We start from the raw sequence: 24,579 nt of genomic DNA, 5'->3' as shown, positions 1-24,579 counted from the left end.
GGGGAATTATGTTTCATTCGATGACTTTACATAATGAAGAAGGGTCAAAGGAAAATAACTTTGGACTGGGAGTTTTTCTTGGCGGAGTGATATGTGTGTTTTGCTCGCTGATATTTTTCTCACTCCTGCAAGTACCAGTACCCTCAAGGCCTGTCGTGGAGCTTATTGAGCAAAACCTGGCAAGTAGCGGTGTTTCTAATCCGGTTACCGCAGTATTACTAAACTTTAGAAGTTTAGACACACTTTTAGAGATTGCGGTGCTGTTAATTGTTGCATTAGCTGTTATGCCGAATAAGTTAGATTCCACTAGTCAAGGTTTTATTACACATGTAAAAAATCCACATAGGAATGATGTGCTGGAAGCATTTCTAAGATGGTTGTTGCCGAGTATTGTTGTAACCGCAGGGTATTTGCTGTGGACAGGAGCTAGCTTACCCGGTGGCGCTTTTCAAGCGGGCGCATTATTGGCTGGCGCCGGGATATTATTGTTACTAACAGGAAGTTATCGTGTAGATTTTAGCTGCGATATTGCTCAAAAAATGATGGTCGTTGGATTAGTCATATTTTTGATAGTGGGAGTTGGTGTTGCAACAAACTCCAAAACAATACTCGACTTTCCAGATAAATACGCTGGGGCTTTAATACTCGTTATAGAAGTCGCAGCGACATTGTCTATTGCGATGATTTTAGTGCTTTTATACCACAGCCTGACCAACTCTGAGTCCGATAAATACGCACCCTATAACGTTGATAGGATAGAAAAAGAGGAATAATGATAATGGAGGGTTCACTTTATACTGCAATTGGTATCGCGATGTTCGGGATTGGGTTGTTTGGTGTCGTAGCCCTTGCACAGGCCATGAAAAAAATATTAGCCGTAAATATTTGTGGTGTGGGTATTTTTATGATTTTTATTGCAAATTCAACAGCTGTAAATGGCAGTGTTGATTATGTGCCCCATGCCATCGTACTTACAGGGATCGTTGTTGCCGTAGCAGGAACGGCTTTAGCCTTATCCTTAGTTTGTAGAATCTACGACAAGACTAAACAACAGGTTGGAAAGTAAATATGCACAGTACAGCCGAGTTAATTATTCCAGCATTAATTCTAATACCATTAGTAGCATCGATACTTTCTATGCTTTTTACCACCCGGTCTGTACAGTTAGTAATCAGCTTTCTGGCAGCTTTAGGACTATGCGTTGTTGTTCAGCAATTGTACCTTGGTCTCAATGTTGACTCGAGCACATTGAAGTATGAAGTTGGTGGTTGGGCTGCTCCATTAGGAATTGGCTTTTTGATAGATGGTTTATCAATGTTGATGATTATTCTCAGCACCTTTTTGATCAGCGTACTATCATTTTATGCGGCTTTTTATTTTAACAATAAACCTGTAGCTCAACGCTTCTGGCCTTTATGGTGGTTGTTAGTTACAGGACTGAATGCATTATTTATATCGTCAGATATTTTCAATATTTATGTCACGCTCGAAATTATAGGTCTTGCTTCCGTTGCTTTAGTTGCGTTAAACGACAGCAAGGAAGGTCTAATCGCTGCGCTTCGTTATTTACTCGTAGGTTTGCTTGGCTCATTACTCTACCTAGCTGGAGTCGCTTTGTTATATCACAGCTATGGCACCTTATCACTTTTATCTTTGGCTGAGCAGGTAGAGGTAAATCTGCTGAATCTAATGGTGCTAATCCTAATTTCATTGGGACTGGCACTAAAAACTGCGATTGTCCCCCTTCATTTTTGGTTGCCCTATGCTCATGGTAGTGCTCCGGCGCCAGTGAGCGCTATTCTCTCAGCTCTGGTAGTGAAGGCATCTTTTTATTTACTTGTACGGTTCTGGATGGAGATTTTATCTCCGGTTGTCTCAAACTCAGCGTTGATGTTGATGGGGGGATTAGGGGCTGGGGCGGTGTTGTGGGGTTGTGTAAAAGCCCTAAGAGCTGAGCGCCTGAAAATAATGATTGCTTATTCCACAGTGGCTCAAATTGGGTATTTATTTCTACTTTTTCCTCTTTTGACTAGCGCTGATCCTGAGATCGACTCTTCGGAACTACGCCAGCATACTTTAACCGCAATTAGCTATTTTATCGTTGCGCATGCCTGTGCCAAAGCTGCAATGTTTATTGCTGCTGGAAATATCATTAAGACACTTGGGCATGACAATATCGCCCAGCTACAAGGTATGGCTAAATACATGCCTGTGAGCTTGTTTACCTTTGCCATCGCTGGAGCTAGCCTAATTGGATTACCACCAAGTGCGGGTTTTATTGCTAAATGGCTTCTACTTAACGCTGCCGTGGACACTGCCCAATGGTGGTGGGTAATTGTTGTTATAACGGGGGGACTGCTTGCGGCGTTAGCAATATTTCGAGTGCTTGATTTAGCATTTATTAAACCCGAAAGTAGTACCTTGGCTTTTGATAAAAATAAGAGTATTTATAAACTTAGTCCCTTTATGCCTTATGCTGGACTATTTTTAGCATTGTGTACAGTTGCTTTGGGCTTTAATGCTGAGGTAATCATTAATCTTGTATCGTTAGGAGGTAGAGAATGACATGGCAATCGGCTTTACCTACAATGATCCTGTTAAGTGCATTGTTATCTGGCATCGCAATATTTTTTGTAAGTGAAGCAAAACCAAAACTGCGAAAAGCACTCAACTTTACTGGAGCAGGGACTTGTATTGTTCTGATCGTATTATTAATTGCAGGCGTTTACCAAGGGCAAGTTTTTGAAGCGCGTTTTCCTTTACTCCCTGATATAGATTTGGTCTTGCATGCGGATGCACTTTCTTTGCTATTTGTTGCCCTTTCAGGCTTCCTTTGGCTATTAACAACCATATACGCAATTGGTTACTTAGAAGACTCGCCAAATAGGAGTCGATTTTTTGGCTTCTTTAGCTTGTGTGTATTTGCGACCATAGGAATTGCGTTGGCTGGCAACCTCATCACGTTTCTTATTTTTTACGAACTACTGACATTAACGACATATCCCTTGGTTGTTCATAAAGGAAATTCAGCATCTTTGGCTGCTGGTAGAAAATACCTGATCTACACAATGCTAGGTGGTGCTAGTTTTCTAATCGGGGTTGTTTGGCTCAAGTCTCTTGCGGGTCCTTTGGATTTTACCGCTACTGGTTTACTCGCAGCAATGCCCGAGTTGGACCCGAATAGCCTAAAAGTTATTTTTGTGCTTATCGTACTAGGGCTAGGGGTAAAGGCGGCATTGGTTCCTTTTCATGGTTGGTTGCCTTCAGCGATGGCAGCGCCTGCACCTGTTAGTGCATTGTTACACGCTGTAGCTGTGGTGAAAGCAGGGGCTTTTGGTATTGTCAGGGTGGTGTATGATGTTTATGGCGTTGAGTTTGCGAGAGATTTAGGATTAACCATGCTACTCGCCATACTGGCCTCGATCACAATCATATATGGCTCAACGCGTGCACTGTTTCAAAATGATCTTAAAAAGCGCCTAGCCTATTCTACAGTCAGCCAAGTTTCATATATCGCGTTGGGTACTGCGATTGCTGGCCCGATTGCAACCATTGGAGGGATTGCTCATTTGGTTCATCAAGGCCTGATGAAAATTACAATGTTCTTTTGTGCAGGGTCAATTGCTGAGACATTAGGCGTTACCAAAGTTGACCAGATGGCTGGTATCGGCAAAAGAATGCCGCTTACTATGATTGCCTTTAGTTTGGCGGTACTGGGTATGATTGGTATACCTCCTGCGGCGGGATTTGTATCAAAGTGGTATTTAGGTACAGGGGCTTTGGAAAGTGGTTATTTTTGGGTATTAGGTGTGCTAATTCTCAGTAGTCTACTTAATGCTATGTATTTTTTACCAATACTATATTCAGCCTGGTTTAAAGACCAAAAAGACGAATGGCCATCGGAAAAGCCTAAAATGCGATTTGAAGCACACTGGATGCTGGTTTTACCACCTTTGTTGACTGCAATGTTAGCCTTAGCTGCTGGGCTTTTTGCTGATGCACAATTTAGCCCTATTAATTGGGTTAAGTTGATTGCTGCGAGAGAATATGGTGAGGAATTCACAACCATTATCAATATCGGAGTTCAGCAAATTCCTGCAATGTGGTTAACCATTATTTTGCCATTAGTCTGCTGTTTATTTGTCATGAACCACAGGATAAGAAACTATCTGCACTGGTTACCCGCCGGTGTGTCCGCGATTGCATTGCTTATGTATGTTTTATCACCTCAAGGATCAAACTTAACTCCATGGTTGTTTTTCGGTAGTGTGTTAACGCTAAACGAAGTTACTTCACCATTTTTCTTGTTGGCAGCGGTACTATGGCTTGCAGCATCTATTTATGCGGTAGACTTCATCAGGAGTGATGACAACAAAGAGCGATTTTGTTTGTTCTTCTTATTGTCAATGAGTGGTAATTTTGGTCTCGTTCTTTCTCAAGATATGTCTGGATTCATTAGTTTCTTCACTGTGATGAGTTTGGCATCATATGGTTTAGTCATCCATTACGGCACGCCACAGGCTATTAAAGCTGGCAAGTCCTATATCCAATGGGCTATTTTTGGTGAACTACTATTATTTACTGCTTTTGCAGGTTTAGCATATAGTGCTCTTCAAACCGCGGAGGGAGCGGCATTAGTAAGCCACCCCTCTTGGGTAATTGTTTTGTTACTTGTTGGGTTTGGTATAAAAGCAGGTATGTTCGCTTTTCATGTGTGGTTACCTCAGGCTCATCCTGTTGCGCCCGTAGCGGCTAGTGCATTGCTAAGTGGTATTATGGTTAAGGCGGGCCTGCTTGGCTGGATTAAATTCATCCCCTTTGGAACTTCGGCATTCGTTGAATTAGGCTCATTAATGATAATGATTGGTCTTTTTTCAGCATTTTATGGCGTCTTTATCGGATTTACTCAACACGATTTAAAGACCTTGCTAGCTTATTCTACTATTAGTCAAATGGGGATAGTTATAGCCGCTGTTGGAGGTGGCTTAACATACCCTGAGATTTGGCCTGTACTGTTACCTGTAATTGTTTTATATGCGATGCATCATGGTATGGCCAAAGCTGCACTCTTTATGGCAGCAGGGGCAGCTGATAAGTTGCCATGGCAACGACATAAGTGGTTATGTTGGATTGCTATTTGTGTGCCAGCGGCTGCACTTGCTGGTCTGCCTTTCACTACTGGTGCGCTGAGTAAATTCGCTCTAAAGGATGCGCTGCAGCATGATATATTTATAAATAGCCTATTGCCGTTTACAACACTTGGAACAAGTCTGCTAATGCTGAGGTTTTTATACCTAGTAGACCTTAAACGCGTGAACTCTGTATCTAAGACCGTACTTAAGAGCACCCAAGCCTCTTCGTATATAGGATTAATAATCGTGTCTTTTGTGTTGATCTTTACACTTTTTTCTTCAAAACAGAGCTTCGAAGGGTCGCTAGCAATCGAGAAGATTTGGGATAGTACTTGGCCTATATTAATCGCTGGACTCTTATTTTTCTTTTTGCGAAAAGCCTCCGTTTACCTTGAAGCTGTTCCTGCAGGGGATATTGGACTTGCCTACAGTGAAGTTGCACGTTATGTAACGAAAGGAACCAATGTCCTTTGCAAAGAAGCACACTTTGTCGCTCAAGAATTGCTATCTGTAGTCCAGCTTTCGTTAGTGCGACAGTGCAACAGGGGAAAGTTGACTCTAGCCAAAATAAATAGAGCGCTTGTTACCGTGCTCAGCCCGGGTTTTGTAATAATTATCTTATTGTTGGCTTTTGTGGCCGTTGGGCTCTATGACTCTGGAATTTATCAACGCTGAGTATTTTTGTAACCAAAACCTATAGGGTATTATATTGGCAATTTTATTATCCTGCACTTGAGGTGGTTATGTGCGAGCTTTTGGGGATGTCGGCGAACGTACCGACAGATATTTGTTTTAGCTTTTCTGGGTTATTGGAGCGCGGTGGCAATACGGGCCCTCATAAAGATGGCTGGGGTATCACCTTTTACGAAGGGAAAGGATGTAGAACCTTTAAAGATCCAGAGCCGAGCTGTCAGTCAGAAATTGCTAAACTGGTCAAAGCGTATCCGATTAAAAGTGTGTCCGTAATAAGCCATATTCGACAGGGAAATAGGGGGCGGACTTGTCTTGAAAATACTCATCCATTTACGCGAGAATTATGGGGTAGGGAGATCACTTACGCTCACAATGGTCAGCTTTCAGACTATAAAGACCTAAAAACTGACTTTTACCGACCCGTTGGAAACACTGACAGTGAGCTAGCCTTTTGTTGGATTTTGGACAAAGTACGAGAGAAATACCCAAGTCGTCCGTCAAACATGGTCTCAGTTTTTAGGTACATCGCAAAGTTAGCACATACTTTGAGAGATAAAGGAGTGTTCAACATGTTGATCACTGATGGCATTTATGTGTTGGCGTATTGTACTAATAACCTGCATTGGATAACCCGTAGAGCCCCATTTGGTAAGGCCACATTAATCGATGCTGATATGGTGGTGGATTTTCAAAAGGAGACCACACCAGATGATATCGTTACAGTGATCGCAACTCGACCGCTTACTAACGATGAGCAATGGCAAAAGCTTGAGCCTGGTGAATTTGCTTTATTTAAGTTGGGCGAAAAAGTCTAAGGCCACAATACTTAGATAGGGCATTTTCTAAATTACTTCTAGTTGCTCTCTATTGAGGGGAGCGCGAATAGTGGAATTGCTATAACAGTACTCTGCAACCACAATGTACATAATGTAAAACGCTGAAAGTTGATATACCTAGATTAGGTATCACTGAGTAAATCAGCGTTTCTTGTTCTCGCTATACATAGCCTATATTTGGATATTCAATTCCACACTTAACTACTGTCAAAGTTTCCAGTTCAAATAGACAAGATCATTTAAATGCCAAGTCAGAATACTACTCTTTGCGGTTTTGGTCATTTGATGCGAGCAACTCCAGCATATTGAACTGTCGCAATACAACCGTGATATTGTGATTTGAGACAATGAAGGGCGCAGTGGATTGTGTCAGAGTTATTGCTGCTAAGTTTGACATTCAACCCAGTTAAAAAAACGCACGTATAAGAAATTTTAGATGGTTATAATTTGGTCATTTTAAAAAGTTAGACTAAATTTATAAGAAAGGTTGACACCGGTGTCAGCTTTATGCGTAAATATAGTGACACCGGTGTCAGGTTGAGGTGAGAGACAACCTGATAGCGTACCTTTGAACGGGTAAATCAAAGCAGCTCTGTACAAGGATTACCACGAATGCTGGTAATCGTGCAGAGCCTTTTTCCTCTAACACTAGAGAGTCAGTAATATGTTGCATCCACGAATTCAGGAAGTCACCGAACGCGTCATTGAGCGAAGCAAAGCAACACGTCAAGCCTATTTAGCTCGAATCCAACAAGCAAAAAAACAAACGCGCGTACGAGCGGGACTGGGCTGTGGAAACCTAGCACACGTAATGGCTGCTTGCTCAAGCAGTGACAAAGCACGTCTGAAGGAAGACGAACAACCAAATTTAGCAATTATCAATTCGTACAATGACATGTTGTCGGCGCACGAACCATATAAAGAATATCCAGATTTAATTAAAGCAGTGGCAAATAAGTTTGACGCGACTGCACAAGTCGCAGGCGGTGTACCTGCAATGTGTGACGGGGTGACCCAAGGCCGCGATGGCATGGAACTATCTTTGTTTTCTCGAGATGTCATTGCCATGTCAACAGCGGTGGCGTTGTCACATGATGTCTTCGATGGGGTTTTCTGTCTTGGTGTCTGTGACAAAATCGTCCCAGGACTATTAATCGGTGCTTTGTCTTTTGGTCATTTACCCATTTTCTTTTTACCCGCAGGTCCAATGCAATCAGGGATCCCGAACAAAGAAAAGGCGCGCATTCGTCAAAAGTTTGCACAGGGCTTAGTCAGCCGCGAAGAGTTACTGGAAGCTGAGAGTGCTTCATACCACAGTGCAGGTACTTGTACTTTCTACGGTACGGCGAACTCGAACCAGATGCTAATGGAGATCATGGGTCTTCATTTACCAGGTAGCTCGTTTATCAATCCATACACAGAATTAAGAGATGGCTTAACGGCGAGTGCGGTTGAGACCATGCTAACTCAGCTACTTGACGGTAAAAGCGGCAATGCACTTGCGGATATCGTGAGTGAAAAAACCGTTATTAATGGCTTAGTTGGTCTGTTGTCTACTGGTGGTTCTACCAATCATGCTATTCACTTAGTCGCAATGGCAAAAGCGGCGGGTGTTCAAATCACTTGGAAAGACATGGCGGATTTGTCTGAAGTGGTACCGCTGTTAACGCGTATCTATCCAAATGGCCATGCCGATGTAAACCACTTTCAAGCGGCTGGTGGCATGGGGTTCTTAATGCGTGAATTAAGAGATGGCGGCTTCTTACACAATGACGTAAAAACGATTGTGGGTGCGGGGCTTGATGCTTACACGATGGAACCACTACTGGATATCAACAGCAATGTGATCATCAGCGATAATCAAGGCCCTGCCAAAGTGAAATGGGTACCGGTACCTGAGAACTCACTGGATGAAGAAGTGCTTCGCCCAGTGGCAAATCCATTTAACAAGCAAGGCGGCTTGCAATTACTTAATGGTAATTTGGGTAAAGCGGTGATTAAAGTGTCTGCGGTACAAGAGCAGCATCAAACTGTGACTGCACCGGCGAAGGTATTCAGTTCTCAAGGTGAATTACAAGAAGCCTTTGCTGCTGGCAAGCTTAACCAAGACTTTATTGCCGTGATTAAAGAACAAGGCCCTAAAGCGAAAGGTATGCCTGAGTTACATAAACTGACACCTGTTATGGCTACATTACAAGACCAAGGCTTTAAAGTGGCGATTGTCACAGATGGTCGTATGTCAGGTGCTTCGGGTAAAGTACCTGCGGCGATCCACCTTGCGCCGGAAGCGGTTGAAGGTGGTGCAATTGCAAAAGTGCACGAAGGTGACTTGATCACCCTAAATGCACCTAAAGGCGAATTAGTGTTACACGTATCTGATGAAGAAATGGCACAGCGCGAATTACAGCTTTCACCGCAATCGCAAACATTTGGTACGGGTCGAGAGCTATTCTCAGGATTTAGACACGTAGTGAGCAGTGCAGATCAAGGCGCATGCTCATTTGGCATCGAAGAATAATAACAGTGGGAATGAGGGTGAGCATGAGTATTAAAGAGATATTGTCAGCAGCACCAGTGGTTCCGGTTATCGTTATTGATAACCTCGAAGACGCGGTGCCGCTTGCTACGGCATTGTTTAATGGTGGCTTAAAAGCACTCGAAGTGACACTTCGTACACCGGTGGCAGCGCAAGCGGTAAAAGACATTAAAGCGGCTTTACCAGACGCCTATGTTGGTACTGGTACGGTAGTGGATAAGGCAACCTTTAATGCCTCAGTAGAAGCTGGCGCTGACTTCATGGTAAGTCCAGGTGTCAATGATGAATTATTGGAACTGGCTAAGTCGTCAAGTATTCCATTTCTTCCGGGTGCTGCAACGCCAAGCGAAGTGATGAAGCTTGCAAGTCATGGCTTTGAATTCTTAAAGTTTTTCCCAGCAGAAGCTGCAGGTGGTGCACCAATGCTTAAATCCATTGGCGGACCAATTCCACAAGTAAAATTCTGTCCAACGGGTGGTATTTCGTTGGCAACTGCACCTAAGTATCTTGCACTCGACAATGTGGTATGTGTGGGCGGTACTTGGATGCTTGATAAAGCACTTATCGCAAACAAAGACTGGCAAGCCATTGAAGCGCTTGCGAAACAAGCAAGTGAAGTAAAATAGATTAGGGGACAGTTATCATGATTAATATTGCAATTAATGGCTATGGACGTATCGGTCGTAACGTACTTCGTGCACTGTACGAGTCAGGTCAGAATAAAGACATCAAAGTCGTTGCCATCAACGATCTCGCACCTGCAAACGTAAACGCGCATTTGACTCAATTTGACTCTGTACATGGCCGCTTTCAAGAGCAGGTTGTTCTGAGCGACAACACACTTGTTATCGGTGGTGACGAAATCACGCTAACGCAAGAGCGTGACCCTGCAAATCTTCCTTGGAAAGCGCTAAACGTTGATATCGTACTTGAATGTACTGGGCTGTTCACCTCTCGCGAAGCTGCGGCTAAACACATTGAAGCCGGTGCGAAAAAAGTGATTGTATCTGCGCCGGGCACAGATATGGATGCAACGGTTGTTCATGGCGTTAACAGCGAAGTACTAAATGCTGAATCAACTATTATCTCTAACGCATCTTGTACCACAAACTGTCTTGCGCCTATTGCAAAAGTTTTGAATGACACTATTGGTATTGAGCAAGGTAGCATGACAACTATTCATGCGTACACGAACGACCAGAACTTGTCCGATGTATACCACAAAGATTTGTACCGTGCTCGAAGCGCAACACAATCGATGATCCCAACAAAAACAGGTGCAGCAAAAGCGGTTGGCTTAGTGCTTCCTGAACTTGCGGGTAAATTAGATGGTATGGCGGTTCGTGTGCCAACCATCAACGTATCACTGGTTGATTTAACGTTTGTTGCCAAGCGTGAGACTTCAAAAGAAGAAGTGAATGCAGCAATCAAAGCAGCTGCTGAGGGCGCGATGAGTGAAATCCTTGAATACAATGAATTACCCTTGGTTTCTATCGACTTCAACCATAACCCGGCTTCCTCAGTGTTTGACTCTACACAAACCAAAGTAGATGGAAAGCTGGTAAAAGTGATGGCTTGGTATGATAACGAGTGGGGCTTCTCTTGCCGCATGCTAGACCAAGTTAAAGCACTAGGTGCATTTTTATAATCAGGATTAATTTCTGACCAAAAGCTCTGCAGATCGCGGAGCTTTTTTGTTTTTGACGGAAAAATTGCCATTCTTCCTTATCAATTAGTATAAGTTCCTTGAGGATCGGCACCGTATATGGAAAAATTCACCACACAAACACCAATAACTCCAAACGAGGATTCAATTATGCGCATCATCTTGCTAGGCGCGCCGGGTGCAGGTAAAGGTACTCAAGCTCAATTTCTAATGGACAAATATGGGATCCCTCAGATCTCTACAGGCGACATGCTACGTGCTGCTATCAAAGAAGGGACTCCGCTGGGTCTTGAAGCGAAAAAAGTCATGGATGCAGGTCAGCTAGTATCTGATGAAATCATTATCGGCTTGGTAAAAGAGCGCATCGCAAAAGAAGATTGTGCAAATGGCTTCTTGCTTGATGGCTTCCCTCGCACAATTCCACAAGCAGATGCAATGAAAGAAAATGGCATCAAAGTTGACCATGTTATCGAATTTGACGTGGCAGATGAGATCATCGTTGAGCGTATGAGCGGTCGTCGCGTACACCCAGGTTCTGGTCGTGTTTACCACATCGTTTACAATCCGCCTAAAGTTGAAGGTAAAGATGACGTAACGGGTGAAGACCTAATCATTCGTGATGACGACACTGAAGAGACAGTACGTAAACGTCTAGCGATTTACCATGAGCAAACAAAACCTCTAGTAGATTACTATAGTGCGGAAGCAGACGCCGGTAACACGCAATATCACAAACTAGATGGTACACAAGCTGTTGATGCGGTAAGCAAGCAGTTAGGTGAACTATTGGGCTAATTCCCCATTAGCTGTACGTACTAAAAAAGGAGCATATCGTTGCTCCTTTTTTAGTATTGTGCAAAAGCCAAGGCATTACGTGCCATTGCTTTTTGATTTGTATAGAAGCTAAAAGTTGAAGTTCTGGCTTGCCATTCGACTTTTTACTTACCAAAATAACGCTTTAAACTGGTCCCATAACCCCAGTGATTCATTGGAAAAAACATCTATACCGAGCCAAGATTTAAGTAAATAGAGCAGCACAAAAAGAGTACCAAGTAGAATTAGCCCACAAATTAGCAAAGCAATTATAAACATTATTGCGGCGCTGACTCTTTCAGTTGAGCTCAACGTACGCCTATTTAATCCTCCGAGAAAAACAAAGTAAAAACTCCAAGGTAAAAACGGTAGTGCTAGTGTCGGCCTAAAGTCGATCTTATGATTATTCCATCCTCGAGTGTTTATCGCTTTTTGTAATGCTTTGCGTTGTTTATAGCTAAAGCTAGCGGCTACTTCAGGCTCCATTTTACGAAGTAATTGTTTTACATGTGTATAATTCGGTTCTGATTTTTTTACCGTCATCGAGTCTCCTTAGCCATTAAATACCTTGTTAGAGGACAAAGCTCATCATACTCATCGTTTGCATAGACAGAGTAGAGTGCTATACCGCTTCTTTTAATGCTAGCCCAATTTTAGGATGTAAATCAGACGTTTTTTCTTGCCTCAAAACAGGAATCTTAATTGAGGAAAGAGGTATTAAACGGTGCCGTAATTTACTTCCCCAAGTATTTATCCAAGTATTTCAGGTTAAAATATCGTATTTGTAATACGGCGATAAGCTAAGTTTAGTCCGATATATACAGTCTTCAATAGGATTACTTTTCCAACCAACGACTCTATGACTTAGTTACACAGAGAGTTCACAAAAAATAGATAAGACAAATGTGCTTTCAAATGGCCTGAGGCTTTGCTTTAAATCATAAATACGACTTCCATGGATTTTTAGAAGATAGAGTCAACGACTAAAAGAGTTACGCTTTTGTTGGCCGAAAAGTACGCAGAGTTACCATGGGTATCAGCGTCACAAGATAGCTCTTGATTGCTCGTGAAAGTTCGGAGCAAATGAAAGTACAGGTGGTGTGCAACGATAATATTTAAATAAAGGTGTTGATTTAAGAGAAGTTAGCGAAAAGATACTAAGTTCACAATGCTACGCAAAAGCGATCTGTCGAGAAGTATTAGGCTGTTAGCAATTGGCAGTTGCATTAGAAGAAATGATGTATGTTGCTTAATTTGGTTAAGTTAAGGTATCGCATTCATGGATGAATGCGAGATATCTACCTTCAATAACTTCACTCGCTATACTTTCCCTCATTATTTTTCCATTACTTTTAAGCAGTTAATACCAAATCAGAGCTTCACTTGAACATCTGGGTAAATAATAAACTTTAGTGTAGTTTGTGTCGGGTTAAACCTTTTAGATGGGCGGGAATTGGTAAAAGTTCTAGTTTCGGTTTGCAGGAGGGGTTTAGTTTAAAAGGTGGGATAGGGCTTTACATTTTACCTTGTTTTATTTTCATTTTAATTTCATTTTTATTACCTTTGATCCTCTAAATTGATCTTTCATTCGTCATCATATTGTTTACAACTGAGATGTTCCCGTATTAGTATCTTTATTGCTTATATTTTGATCTGATTTTTTTGTTGCGATTTCTAAATGTATAAGTGATGTTAAAATAATAAATTTAAGGATGTGAAATGGTTAAAATAAATCCCTTGAGTGCTGCGGTAAAGCTTCTATGTGTCAGTACTGTTGTTGGCGCGCCTATCCAAGCGGTATCCGCAGAAGAAAAAGAAATAGAGACAATCGAGGTAACTGGCTCTCGCATTCTCAGAGAAGGAGCTATTGCACCAAGTCCAGTATCTGTTATTTCTGGAGAGGAGCTAATTAATACTGGCGCGCTCAATATTGGTGAAGCATTGAATAAAATGCCCAGTTTGAAACCGACATTTGGTCTTCAGAATTCAGGACGCTATATTGGTACTTCTGGCCTTAATATTTTGGACCTTCGTGGTATGGGTACAGATCGTACTCTAGTACTCGTAAATGGTAAGCGTCATGTTGCAAGTAGCGCAGGTACTGCGTCTGTTGATACAAATACTATCCCAACGGCATGGATAGATAGAGTTGAAGTTATCACTGGTGGCGCGTCTGCTGTTTATGGTGCTGATGCGGTAACAGGTGTTGTAAACTTTATTCTTAAAGAAGATATCGAGGGCTTATCGGTGTCTTATACACGAGGAGAGGCTGAGCACTCCGATTATAGTAACGATAAGTTTTCTTTCTCATATGGACAAAGCTTCCTAAACGGCAAGGGAAATTTTGGTATTTCCTATGAGTTTGCTCAACAGGATAGACTGAACGCGCTAGATAGTGACTTTACTAATGGCTCTTATCGAGAATTAACTAACCCAAATCAAGACCCAACTCGCCCAGATGCACTAGATAATCCAGACCAGATTTTCTATGAGAATGCGGGCCTCTTCGCGTTGAATGAGCCTGGCGCATTTAATGTGGGAGGCACTTGGTATACTTTCAACCCAGATGGCTCTTCTCGTCCAATACAACTAAATGGCATAGTTGACGGCATAAGTTGTGAAAACTGTGAATTTATGAATCTACGTAAGTTTACAGAAATACAGCCTAGTTTTGATCGCCACATTATTAACTTCAAAACCAACTATGAAATTAACGATGACACGAGAGTCTACTTTGAAGGTAAATATTCAAAAATTGAATCTGAAGATTGGGGACAGCCAAGCTTCTATTATTTAGGTTCTGCTTTAAACATTACTCGTGATAACGCCTTTTTACACCCAACTACCGCAAAGTTAATGGATGAAAATGGGCTTGATTCTATTAGAGTTAACCGATTCAATGGTGATATCGGTAGAAGGTACGAAATAAATACTAGGGAAACGACTCGTTTTGTTGCTGGTATCAAAGGGGTAGTCGCTGAAGAGTGGGATTATGAGGTGTTTGTTAACTCAGGTGAGACTGAGATTGAACGAGCGAATCATAATAACCTAGTAGTACCTAATTTTATGGCAGCTATTGATGCGATAGACGATGGCAGTGGTAATGTAGTTTGTCGCAGTGCAGATGCTCGAAATAATGGTTGTATCCCAATGGACATTATGGGCTATGGTCGTCCTAGCCAAGAGTCGATTAATTACGTTAATACAGTATCAGTTGGTACAAGCACAATTGAACAACTAAACGTCGGTGCGACGATAACTAACTCCGCCATTTATGAGCTACCAGCCGGCCCTGTAGGTATTGCTTTTGGTTTGGAATATAGAGAAGAAAAAAGTGAAAGCACTGAGGATGATAACGCGAAAGACGGTGATACATTCTTCAATGCTCTAGGTGAAGACAAAGGTAAATATGATGTCTCAGAAGTGTTCGCTGAAACGTCTATTCCTATACTCGGTGATTTACCGCTAATCGATACAATGACTGTGGAAATTGCTGCGCGATATGCTGATTACAGTACGGTTGGTGATGTTACTACTTGGAAAGTGGGTTTGGATTGGCAAGTATATGATGACTTAAGATTCCGTTCAACGGTCTCTGAAGCGATTCGAGCGCCAAATATTAGCGAAATTTTTGGTGCAAAAAGTCAAAACTTTTTTGGTGTAGACGATCCTTGCCGTGCCAAATACCTTAATGAAATATCAGGTGACAAACGAGCTGCTCGACAAGCGAGTTGTTCGGCTTTAGGTGTACCAGTAGGGTTCGATGAACCATACGATGATTCGAGGCTACCTGGAGAGTCTAGTGGTAATCGTAACCTATCACCTGAAGAGTCAAGTAGTTATACCGTAGGTGCAGTATTTACACCTAGCAGTATTTCAGGTCTGAGCTTTACAGTAGATTATTGGAATATTGAATTAGAGGATTCAATCAGTAGTATCTTGGCTCAGCAAATTCTCGAACGTTGTGTTGACGCTGCGAGTATAGACAATCAATACTGTGCTTTAATCACACGTGATACGTCCGGTAAGATTACGAATATTAAGAACCAGGTGCTGAATATATCGAAACAAGAGGCATCGGGTGTCGATTTCGAACTAAATTATTCCTTTAACACTGATATTGGTAACTTTAGTTCACGTTTAATGGCAACGCGATTGATTGAACGAAAAAGGTATCCTTTCCAAGAGGAATTAGATCGTTTTGAAGAATATGCAGGTGTCGATACCGAACCATCATGGCAAGGTACGCTGGATATTAACTATGATTATGAGAACTATTTTGCTTCTTGGAGAATGCGCTACATTGAGCGTTCAGATCGTTTCCGCCCAGATGAATTAGAAACTAACCCTAACCCGTCGAACTTTATGGAGTGGCCGTCGTATGTTGTAAGCGATATTACAGCTGGCTACAACTTTGATATGGGGCTCTCGATTAAAGTTGGAGTAGACAATATATTTGATAAAAAGCCAATCAAATATACTACAGCCACAGGCGGTGATAGTGGTTCGTACGATAATATTGGTCGCTTCGTCTATGCGACTATTTCTTATAGCTTCTAATGCTATATCGAATTAAAAATTGAAGCTCGATCTTATCGAGCTTCAATTTTTGTGTGACTTTGCATGATCCTACTCATTGCACAGTTGTGCTCTCGCAATAGCAGGGAGTAACTTTCTAGCCTTGCTGGTATATCATTTGGCTTTGAGCAAGCAACTAGGGCTCAATTTCCATCTAGTGGATCTAATATAGCTCATGCGATGTAAGCACTTCTGGGATTCAAAATTTAGCTCAATTGAGACACTAACTAAGCGAAAAGAGATAGCCAAGTATTTGCGAAGTGTTTTATTTTTGCTTATATTTTGGTAAAAGGTATGTAACATTGAATCGTAATTAAGGATAACAAATGAAGTTAAAAATAAAAAAGAAGAGCATATTGAACCTGTCCGATAAAAAGTCACTTAACCAAAAGTTAACACCACAAGTAGGGGGTGGTGGTTTTACATCGAGCTGGTTTGAAGAGTTAAGCAAAGCCTACTGCGATATTGCTAAATAACGTGAGATCGCAATAGTTAATAAGATACTAGACTGACCCTTGAGCCTAAGCTGTACTCAAATTGAGATGTTGACCTCGTTCGAGAACAAGGCAACATCTAGCTGAAATGACTTAGCGTTCACTTTCACTTGGAATAGACTGCTTAAGCCTTTGCGATAAAAATTGCACGGAGCGGAGCTGGGTAGCCTTCTATCGTTTTGCTTGAGTCATTAGGGTCTAAAAAGTCAGCAAGCGACTCTGTTTCCATCCAATGAGTTTGGCGCTGTTCGTCTAACGACGTGACATCTTTGTTTACTACCTTGATATCTTTAAAGCCCACGCGCTCCAGCCACAATGTTAATGCATCACAGCTTGGAATAAACCATACATTGCGCATTTTTGCGTAGCGATCGGTCGGCACTAATACTGTATTTACATCGCCTTCTACCACGAGCGTTTCTAGCACTAATTCGCCACCTTTTCTTAGTTGAGACCTTAGCTGTGCTAAGAAGTCGATTGGTGAACGACGGTGATACAGCACGCCCATTGAAAACACAGTATCAAATGCTTTTAGCTCAGGCAGTTGCTCTACACCTAGCGGTAGTAAATGTACATTGGGATCGGGGTTAAAGTGTTTAATAGTCTGGAATTGACACAAAAACAGATCGGAAGGATCAATACCAACTACAAGCTCTGCGCCTTCACCGCGCATACGCCACAAGTGATAACCAGAGCCACAGCCAATATCCAACACATTACGGCCATAAAGGTCACTAATATGAGGAAGCAATCTGTCCCATTTCCAGTCGCTGCGCCACTCAGTATCAATATGGACACCATGCAAGTGAAAAGGTCCCTTACGCCACGGCATCATGCGTTTTAGTAAATGTGTTAACTGCTTTTGATGACCTTCACTAACGTCTTCGCCAGTACCTATCTCAACTTTGGTTTTTATATCAACATGCGTGGTTGAGATCTCTGGTAGATTTTTTATGACTTTTTCCCACTTCGGCCAGTCGCCATGTTGGGCCTCTTTCTGCCAATGGCTAAGCTGAGCAGGTAATGTTTCTAGCCAATGGCTTAGTGGTGTTTTTGCAATGGTTGCATAAAAGTCGGTAAACCAATGATTCATAATTGCCTCTATTTTATTGCTACCATTGAGCAGAAGTTAAAACACTGATACCACACTTGAGTTTGATTAAAGCCGATATCCTCTAATCTTGTCATATGAGTACTTAATGAGTCCGTACGCATTACGTTTTCGATCGCGGTGCGTTTTTGGCTGATCTCTAATTCTGAGTAGCCATTGTGACGTTTAAAGTCGTGATGAAGGTCAATAAGTAAGTTGTCTTTAGTACCGTTTTCACCGCGAATTTTTTCACTTAATAACAGTACGCCACCAGGTTTCAGGCCTTGGTATATTTTTTCTAGAACCGCTTTGCGGTTTTCTGATGGGATAAACTGTAGGGTGAAGTTCATCGCAACGACAGACGCGTTGCTAATCTCTATTTCATTGATATCACCTAAAGTGACTGAGACTGGGACATCGGATTTAAAGCCTTTTAAATGCAGTTGGCAGCGCTCTACCATGGGCTGGGAATTATCCACGGCAATGATATGACAGTTTTCTTTATCTATATTTCTACGCATGCTTAGTGTGACCGCGCCTAAAGAGCAGCCTAAGTCATATAGGTTAGAGTTACTTTGCGCGTAAGTACCCGCAAGTTTGCCCATTGTGCTTACTATTGTCGCGTAGCCCGGCACTGAGCGCTGGATCATATCTGGAAACACTTCGACGACATTGGCGTCAAAAGTGAAATCTTTTACTGCTTGCTCAGTGGCATAAATACTGTCTTTGCCCGTCACATTAAATCTCTCTTTGAAAATAATCTCGCTATTTTAGCATTTTATGCTGGATAGTCAGTGATAAATTCAGTAGCTTGGCTACTATTAACAATAAGAAGTAAATATGAGACCAAAAATGGCGAAAAGCAAAGTGATTAGCACAGAAGATATTCTTTCAACGCTATGCCACTCAGTAACAGAAGTTCTGTCATCGGCAAGCGGCAACCAAATTAACTATTCCGCGATGGTACAGAAGATCACTCGTACCTGTATGAGACCTGACATCGGCTGTTTCGTATTGTTTGATGGCGGTTTTACCGGTTTAGTCGTAACTAACTTTACCGCGCAAGCAGCAATGGAGGTGTATACCGACTACATGCGTAATATGGGCATGCCTGAAGAAGAAATTGCGCATAGTCATTTGTCCGATGACGTTGCCAACGTATTGGGTGAGTTGATGAACCAGATTGTCGGTGATTTCACCAACAAAGTACGCGAGCAGCTACATACCTCTATCACGCAAAACCAGCCTAAGATGATGGCCATCAACAAACAGGTGCAGATCTCGGTAGACACAACGATGGATCGCCCGCAGGCAAGACGCGTTACCTTTACCACTCAAGGCCAGAATATTTTCTATCTTGAATTGGCAATGGATAAAACTGAATTCATTAAGCTACATGACTTTGATATTGCTGAGTCGGTAGATCCAGATGACATTATTGCAAGTCAGGCTGAAAAGAAAAAGCCGGCGAAGCCGCAGGAAGAAGATGTTGTAGATGACGACTTTATGGATCAGTTGGGACTGTAATAACCGTTTTTAAGTAAACATCTTGGAGCATATAAAGAAAGGCCATATCATTGGCCTTTTTATTACGGCAAAATCTTCATTTCGGCTTCGGATAAATATATAGCAATAGCCCTAATGTAGTGCGCCTTTTTCTATATTCAGCTCGGGTGCTTCTTCTACATGTTTAATAGATGTCAGCATCATAAAGGCTTCATTGAACTCAAAACGGGCAATGGCGGTTTTTAATTTCTGTAGCTCTGGTTCAGTCAAATAGCTACTTACTGAAATTGAGTCTACGAGTTCTGTAGCTTGAGTATCATAATCTCTTAACGCACACGCGAGCTGAATGAGTTCCTCTAGTTGACTATTTCCGGCTGTCGCCTCATTGTTTTTCATTACATTTTCTACTTGTTGAGACGCTTCTCTTTTACGGCGCTTTTGGCATTGTTCCTGTGCATATTTAACGTATTTAATCAGCTCGTCAATTTCGCTCGCATTAGGAGGGCGGACGTTTAGAGAGGCTTCAATCTGCTTAAACTCCTCGGTCAGCTTAACAATCGAAAGGTTAGCGCTAGCGCCCTTTAATGCATGTAACATACTATGTGCAAGTTCAAAATTCTCAATCGCTAAAGCCTGTTTTAAATTGATCAGCTCCTCAACCTGCTGGGATAGAAACTTTTCTAATATATCGAAGTAAACCTTTTGGTTGCCTGCGGCTCGAGCAATGCCCTCCGCAATATCAATGCCTTCAAACTCAATGACTTCATTAACTTCCTCTACTTCTGCAGAGGCTTCTGGTGGGGTTGCCACAGGTTCCGTTGAAAGGATATCGGTCTCAGCGTTTGCGTATTTCAAAATACTGTTAACGAGTTGCTCAACATCGATGGGTTTGGCGACGTGGTCATTCATACCAGCATCAATGCAAGTTTGGATGTCTTCTTCCATCGCATTGGCGGTCATAGCAAGAATAGGAAGCGCACTTTCATCGAACTCCATACGAAGGTTTTGCGTCGCGGTAATACCATCCATCACTGGCATTTGCATATCCATTAAAACAATATCTATGTGTTTGTTATGAACTTGCTCAATGGCTTCTTGCCCATTATCAGCGACTGACACTTGAGCTCCGAAGCTAGACAATATCTCTACAGCGATCTCCTGATTGACAGGTTGATCCTCCGCAACCAAAATCGATATGCCATTTAGTGCTTGTTTACTAATTGTTTGTTCTTTTTTGGTGATAGTGGTTCTTACTTCTGGTGAGTCAAACACGGCATTTTGAATAACATCCACGAGATTTGATGGATTAATCGGTTTTAAAAGTACACCATCGACTAAATTGGCTTGGCTATCGTTGAGGTTTAACTCCCGACCATAAGCTGTGACTAAAATAAATTTACTCTGTGATATATCAATTTGCGATTGCAGCTTAGTAATTAGTTCGATGCCATCTATTTTTGGCATATGCCAATCGACGAAAATAAGGTCTGGTAAGTCTTGTGTCAGGACGAACTGATTTAACGCCTTATGAGGGTCTAAATAAGCACAAACCTGCATACCAAAGTTTGTTAGCATGCCGCTTAGCACGTCCAAAGCGTGCTGGTTGTCATCAATGATTGTTGCTGACAGTCCAGATAAGTGAGTTGAGGCCATTTTCGCCTGACTCAGTTCGTCACTGACTTCCATCTCTAATGTGAAATAAAACTCCGAACCGACGTTTTCTTCACTCTCTACGTATATCTCTCCCCCCATCAGCTTAACCAGTTGTTGCGAAATAGTGAGGCCGAGTCCTGTACCACCATATTTACGTGTGATTGAGTTGTCCGCTTGAGAGAAAGATTGGAATAGATTTTTTTGCTGGCGCTTATTCATGCCAATACCAGAGTCTTTTACGCTAAATTTAATTTTTGCTAACCCTTTTTCGACATTGACAAGGGCAACACGAATAACAACCTCACCAGTTTCTGTGAATTTAACCGCGTTACCCGCTAGATTGATGAGGACTTGACTTATTCTAAATTGATCACCAATCACGCAGTAGGGCACTTGTGAGTCGAGATCGAAGACCAACTCTAGTTGTTTTTCTTGGGCTTTTACACTGACGATGGTGGCGACACTGTCGAGTAGCTTTTCTGTTGAAAAAGCCTGATATTCTAACTCGATTTTGCCCGCTTCGATTTTTGAAAAATCGAGTATATCGTTGATCAATCTTAGTAATTGTTTTGCCGCAGTATCTATTTTTGATACGTAGTCGTGCTGTTTTGCATTTAATTCGGTTGCGAGTGCGAGATGAGACATACCAATAATCGCGTTCATTGGGGTTCTAATTTCATGGCTCATGTTGGCGAGAAATTCGCTTTTCGCTTTTGCCGAGTTTTGGGCCAAGTCTTTTGCTTCTATGAGCTCACGTTGTAGCTGGTTCCTCTCCGAGACATCAAGGTACATGCCAACAACTCCAGCGACAGCGCCATTTTCATTAAAAAATGGCGCTTCGTATACAATAAGTTCTCGAGCCTGTTCTTGGCCATCAAGCAAAAGTACTTCGTAGGTTTGCTCTTGGGTTGTGGTGATAATTTCGTGGGCCTTGGACTCAAATAGACTGGCTATTCCTAAATCAAAAACCTCGTCTAGTTTGGCGCCAATCACATCTACTTCGAATTGATCTAACAGTGCCAAAAAGGACTTGTTTACCCCCATAAATACACCGTCAGTCGACCGATAGTAAGTAGGATTTGGGATAGCATTAATTATATGATGAGTAAGCTCAAGCTGTTCGCTTAAGGCTGACTCCGTTTTTTGTTGCTTTTCGATATTTTCATTAATAGCAAGCGCGAGACTTAAGTCCTTACACAAGTATTCAAGTGCTTCAAATTGACTGTCTATGAGCGACTGAGCACTCCCGACGAGCAGTACGTAAACTACATGATTACCAATGGTCAGTGGAAAGCAATAACGGCCTTGGATCTTGATTTCAGCTCCTTGCGCTTTGAGCCACAGGGGTTCTTGTTGTATTTGTGGCTCGTTATTTGCCGCGCAAAGCTCAATTGTGGACGTAATAATTGATTGGCTCGGCGTAACCCCATGGCTTTTCACTAGAGACACGGTACTATCTTCTAAATTGGCGTAGAGACAGACACTCGGAGCATTGAACTCATTGGCAATAAACTCTAGGGCATGGCGAACAATAGGCTCTGAGCCGGTGATAGATTTGAGTTCGCGATTATAACTTTCGATAATTGCGGCTGACGCTAACTTTTGGCTTTGTGAGGTGGTGGCTGCATGGATTGCATGTGTGAGTCGTTTTACATCCGCATCACTATTTGTAGGACCAACAGAAAGGGGGGCACCGTTTAACGCTTGTGCACGTAGGGTATTGACTATGCGATAGAGCGGTGAAAAATGCTTGGTGCGCATGAACCAAACATAAAAGCTTAAAAATAGTGTTAATACCGCGAAAGCAAGACCAGTAATAAACAATATTTGTAGTTGTTGATTGGTACTTGTTTCAAGTTCAGCGTTAGCAATGATAGGCAGTTGTGAAATGGCGCTTTGATAGCTTTGAGGGAAATCCGTATTTTCAACTGCATCTGCTAACAATCGAGATTTTAATCTTGCTTGGGTTTCATAAATTTGTTGTAGCGGAAGTGGTATTGTATGACTCGGTGCAGGTTTGATGTCATCGAGCCATTGGGAATTTTTGTCTTTACTATACATCTCAAGAGACAAATGGTTGTGGTAAGCAGTATTGATGTCGGTCGCGAGTGTGCTTTGGGTAGTTGTTGCATAGTATATAAGCGCTGCGCTTCCTATGGCTGCCATTATGGCGAAAAGTGCCACCCAACTTAATAATGCTTTTGAGGACATAAGTTATTATTTACGCGTGAATTTATATATAAACATAGTCGCGATATACAAATTCTCAAGCTATGATGTAAAAAGTGTCTATCTTTAGGACGTTGAGTACCGTTAAATGTCTGACATTCTAATTGTTGATGATATGCCGGAAAACCTTCAAGTATTGCAACTCATACTAAGAAAAGAAGGATACAAAGTATTAGCAGCTCGAGGAGGGGACATTGCACTGGGTATCGTTAAAAAGCATCAGCCTGAATTAATAATTACCGATATAAAAATGCCAAATATGTCGGGAATTGAACTTTGTAAGGTGCTTAAGTCCGACAATTCGACGGCGGTCATTCCTGTTGTCTTTGTCAGTGCATACGAAGACAGCGAGAGCTTAGTACAAGCATTCGAGGTTGGTGGTGTTGACTACATCACTAAACCCTATAAACCCGCTGAAATTATAGCCAGAGTAAACACCCAATTTAAGTTAATTGAAGCGCAAAAGTTAGCAGTAAAACAGCAGTTATCTAAAGCCATAAACCAAATGGTGATGGGGATAGCACACGAAATTAATACTCCCCTCGGTACCTGTATTACATCAAACACCTTTTTAGAAGGTGTCATGGAAGAGCTGCAGAGTGCACTTACCGCAGGTAAGCTTACGCAGGATGGGTTGGCTGCGGGATTTGAGCAAATCAAAGACAGCAGCGCGCTGTGTAGCCGCAACTTAGAGAAAGTCGCTAAGTTTGTCAGTTTGTTAAAGTCAATTTCTCAGTCAGAGCGAGATAGTTGCTGTATTGAAATCAAATTGAAAGAAATAGAAACAAGACTGAAAAAAGACTTTTCCAAGCAAGACGTACAAATCCAGTTTGTTGGTAACACATCAATGGAGGTTTATGTTGATGGACAAGCATTGATTGAGGTCTTGAGCAACTTAGTTGAAAATTCTATCGCTCATGCGTGGATTGACCATGATCATCTTGCCATCATCACTTTTACGCTTTTGGGTAACAACTTACATGTTAATTACTCCGATAATGGAGTAGGGCTCAGAGGAATTAGTACACACGAGTTATTAAAGCCATTTGTGACGACAAAAAGAGGTAATGCAGGCCATGTTGGATTAAGCGCGAACTTAGCTGCTAATTTGGTGTCAGGGGCACTTAACGGAGAGTTTAGTGTGAGAAATACACCGCAAGGATTGGAGTGGGATATCCAAATACCGATAGATCCTCCCGAGAATGCTTGATCTGCGTCAAAAGTAGCAGGTCCTATATATAAAAGCGGACATAAGTCCTTATATCATTTGCCCTAATTCAATAAGCTCGCTCGCTGTTAAAACGTAATCTTTAAAAAGTACTCTGCTAACTATGTAATTAGCTACACTTTTTG

17 protein-coding genes are annotated in these 24,579 nt (G+C 42.0%); 13 read left to right on the top strand and 4 right to left on the bottom strand.

Going from position 1 to position 24,579, the window contains the following annotated elements; translation table 11 throughout:
• Positions 1-8: 8 nt before the first annotated feature.
• From mbhE to adk, 9 genes are all read left to right on the top strand, one after another.
• Complete coding sequence (gene mbhE, locus CWC29_RS09305) at positions 9-773, top strand: hydrogen gas-evolving membrane-bound hydrogenase subunit E (protein WP_128725362.1); 765 nt, start codon at positions 9-11, stop codon at positions 771-773.
• 5 nt (positions 774-778) lie between these two features.
• Positions 779-1,066, top strand: a complete 288-nt coding sequence (locus tag CWC29_RS09300; RefSeq protein ID WP_235956556.1) for an NADH-quinone oxidoreductase subunit K — start codon at positions 779-781, stop codon at positions 1,064-1,066.
• Between the two features lie 2 nt (positions 1,067-1,068).
• Positions 1,069-2,565: a complex I subunit 5 family protein gene (locus tag CWC29_RS09295; protein WP_128725360.1), complete on the top strand. Its 1,497-nt coding sequence runs from the start codon at positions 1,069-1,071 to the stop codon at positions 2,563-2,565.
• Positions 2,562-5,807, top strand: a complete 3,246-nt coding sequence (locus CWC29_RS09290; RefSeq protein ID WP_128725359.1) for a complex I subunit 5 family protein — start codon at positions 2,562-2,564, stop codon at positions 5,805-5,807. Before CWC29_RS09295 ends, CWC29_RS09290 begins: the two co-directional genes overlap by 4 nt.
• Before the next feature lie 68 nt (positions 5,808-5,875).
• The gene (locus tag CWC29_RS09285; RefSeq protein WP_128725358.1) at positions 5,876-6,640 is read left to right on the top strand and encodes a class II glutamine amidotransferase; all 765 of its coding nucleotides are present in this window, start codon (positions 5,876-5,878) and stop codon (positions 6,638-6,640) included.
• A 685-nt stretch (positions 6,641-7,325) separates the two neighbouring features.
• Positions 7,326-9,179 carry a phosphogluconate dehydratase gene (gene edd / locus CWC29_RS09280; protein ID WP_128725357.1) on the top strand — a complete coding sequence of 618 codons (1,854 nt, stop codon included), beginning with the start codon at positions 7,326-7,328 and terminating at the stop codon, positions 9,177-9,179.
• 23 nt (positions 9,180-9,202) lie between these two features.
• Positions 9,203-9,823, top strand: coding sequence for a bifunctional 4-hydroxy-2-oxoglutarate aldolase/2-dehydro-3-deoxy-phosphogluconate aldolase (locus CWC29_RS09275; RefSeq protein ID WP_010378022.1), 621 nt, complete (start codon positions 9,203-9,205; stop codon positions 9,821-9,823).
• A 17-nt stretch (positions 9,824-9,840) separates the two neighbouring features.
• Positions 9,841-10,845 (top strand): type I glyceraldehyde-3-phosphate dehydrogenase, encoded by a 1,005-nt coding sequence (gene gap, locus CWC29_RS09270; RefSeq protein ID WP_128725356.1) that lies wholly within the window; start codon positions 9,841-9,843, stop codon positions 10,843-10,845.
• 168 nt (positions 10,846-11,013) lie between these two features.
• On the top strand, positions 11,014-11,658 hold the full coding sequence (gene adk / locus CWC29_RS09265; protein ID WP_010378026.1) for an adenylate kinase: 645 nt from the start codon (positions 11,014-11,016) through the stop codon (positions 11,656-11,658).
• Between the two features lie 147 nt (positions 11,659-11,805).
• Here adk and CWC29_RS09260 read toward each other — a convergent pair whose 3' ends face one another.
• Positions 11,806-12,219, bottom strand: coding sequence for a hypothetical protein (locus tag CWC29_RS09260; RefSeq protein WP_128725355.1), 414 nt, complete (start codon positions 12,217-12,219; stop codon positions 11,806-11,808).
• Between the two features lie 1,176 nt (positions 12,220-13,395).
• Between CWC29_RS09260 and CWC29_RS09255 the strand changes: the two genes are divergently transcribed.
• Positions 13,396-16,236, top strand: a complete 2,841-nt coding sequence (locus tag CWC29_RS09255; RefSeq protein WP_138523729.1) for a TonB-dependent receptor plug domain-containing protein — start codon at positions 13,396-13,398, stop codon at positions 16,234-16,236.
• A 344-nt stretch (positions 16,237-16,580) separates the two neighbouring features.
• On the top strand, positions 16,581-16,730 hold the full coding sequence (locus tag CWC29_RS09250; protein WP_161568666.1) for a hypothetical protein: 150 nt from the start codon (positions 16,581-16,583) through the stop codon (positions 16,728-16,730).
• 142 nt (positions 16,731-16,872) lie between these two features.
• Here CWC29_RS09250 and cmoB read toward each other — a convergent pair whose 3' ends face one another.
• Together cmoB and cmoA are read right to left on the bottom strand one after the other, a co-directional pair.
• A complete protein-coding gene (gene cmoB / locus CWC29_RS09245; RefSeq protein WP_128725353.1) occupies positions 16,873-17,841 on the bottom strand; it encodes a tRNA 5-methoxyuridine(34)/uridine 5-oxyacetic acid(34) synthase CmoB in 969 nt (322 codons plus the stop codon).
• Positions 17,842-17,849: 8 nt separating this feature from the next.
• Positions 17,850-18,575 (bottom strand): carboxy-S-adenosyl-L-methionine synthase CmoA, encoded by a 726-nt coding sequence (gene cmoA / locus CWC29_RS09240; RefSeq protein WP_128725352.1) that lies wholly within the window; start codon positions 18,573-18,575, stop codon positions 17,850-17,852.
• Positions 18,576-18,690: 115 nt separating this feature from the next.
• Here cmoA and CWC29_RS09235 point away from each other — a divergent pair, with 115 nt between their 5' ends.
• Entirely contained in the window at positions 18,691-19,365 is a 675-nt protein-coding gene (locus tag CWC29_RS09235; RefSeq protein WP_010378035.1) for a DUF3334 family protein, read from the top strand.
• 111 nt (positions 19,366-19,476) lie between these two features.
• On the opposite strand, the gene CWC29_RS09230 is transcribed toward CWC29_RS09235, so the two are convergent.
• Entirely contained in the window at positions 19,477-23,208 is a 3,732-nt protein-coding gene (locus CWC29_RS09230) for a PAS domain-containing hybrid sensor histidine kinase/response regulator (protein WP_128725351.1), read from the bottom strand.
• 106 nt (positions 23,209-23,314) lie between these two features.
• Here CWC29_RS09230 and CWC29_RS09225 point away from each other — a divergent pair, with 106 nt between their 5' ends.
• A complete protein-coding gene (locus CWC29_RS09225) occupies positions 23,315-24,436 on the top strand; it encodes a hybrid sensor histidine kinase/response regulator (protein ID WP_128725350.1) in 1,122 nt (373 codons plus the stop codon).
• Positions 24,437-24,579 lie beyond the last annotated feature (143 nt).

The organism is Pseudoalteromonas galatheae, assembly GCF_005886105.2.
GTDB lineage: Bacteria > Pseudomonadota > Gammaproteobacteria > Enterobacterales > Alteromonadaceae > Pseudoalteromonas > Pseudoalteromonas galatheae.
The sequence above is the reverse complement of the archived record's forward strand: the minus strand, read 5'-3'. Positions and strand labels throughout refer to the sequence as shown.

Excerpts from the sequence above, each read along its gene's own strand:
- CWC29_RS09225 (WP_128725350.1), top strand. The coding sequence starts at position 23,315 with ATGTCTGACATTCTAATTGTTGATGATATGCCGGAAAACCTTCAAGTA.
- CWC29_RS09285 (WP_128725358.1), top strand. The coding sequence starts at position 5,876 with ATGTGCGAGCTTTTGGGGATGTCGGCGAACGTACCGACAGATATTTGT.
- cmoB (WP_128725353.1), bottom strand. The coding sequence starts at position 17,841 with ATGAATCATTGGTTTACCGACTTTTATGCAACCATTGCAAAAACACCA.
- CWC29_RS09275 (WP_010378022.1), top strand. The coding sequence starts at position 9,203 with ATGAGTATTAAAGAGATATTGTCAGCAGCACCAGTGGTTCCGGTTATC.
- gap (WP_128725356.1), top strand. The coding sequence starts at position 9,841 with ATGATTAATATTGCAATTAATGGCTATGGACGTATCGGTCGTAACGTA.
- CWC29_RS09235 (WP_010378035.1), top strand. The coding sequence starts at position 18,691 with ATGGCGAAAAGCAAAGTGATTAGCACAGAAGATATTCTTTCAACGCTA.
- CWC29_RS09260 (WP_128725355.1), bottom strand. The coding sequence starts at position 12,219 with ATGACGGTAAAAAAATCAGAACCGAATTATACACATGTAAAACAATTA.
- CWC29_RS09290 (WP_128725359.1), top strand. The coding sequence starts at position 2,562 with ATGACATGGCAATCGGCTTTACCTACAATGATCCTGTTAAGTGCATTG.
- CWC29_RS09250 (WP_161568666.1), top strand. The coding sequence starts at position 16,581 with ATGAAGTTAAAAATAAAAAAGAAGAGCATATTGAACCTGTCCGATAAA.
- CWC29_RS09255 (WP_138523729.1), top strand. The coding sequence starts at position 13,396 with ATGGTTAAAATAAATCCCTTGAGTGCTGCGGTAAAGCTTCTATGTGTC.
- CWC29_RS09230 (WP_128725351.1), bottom strand. The coding sequence starts at position 23,208 with ATGTCCTCAAAAGCATTATTAAGTTGGGTGGCACTTTTCGCCATAATG.
- mbhE (WP_128725362.1), top strand. The coding sequence starts at position 9 with ATGTTTCATTCGATGACTTTACATAATGAAGAAGGGTCAAAGGAAAAT.
- edd (WP_128725357.1), top strand. The coding sequence starts at position 7,326 with ATGTTGCATCCACGAATTCAGGAAGTCACCGAACGCGTCATTGAGCGA.
- adk (WP_010378026.1), top strand. The coding sequence starts at position 11,014 with ATGCGCATCATCTTGCTAGGCGCGCCGGGTGCAGGTAAAGGTACTCAA.
- CWC29_RS09300 (WP_235956556.1), top strand. The coding sequence starts at position 779 with ATGGAGGGTTCACTTTATACTGCAATTGGTATCGCGATGTTCGGGATT.
- CWC29_RS09295 (WP_128725360.1), top strand. The coding sequence starts at position 1,069 with ATGCACAGTACAGCCGAGTTAATTATTCCAGCATTAATTCTAATACCA.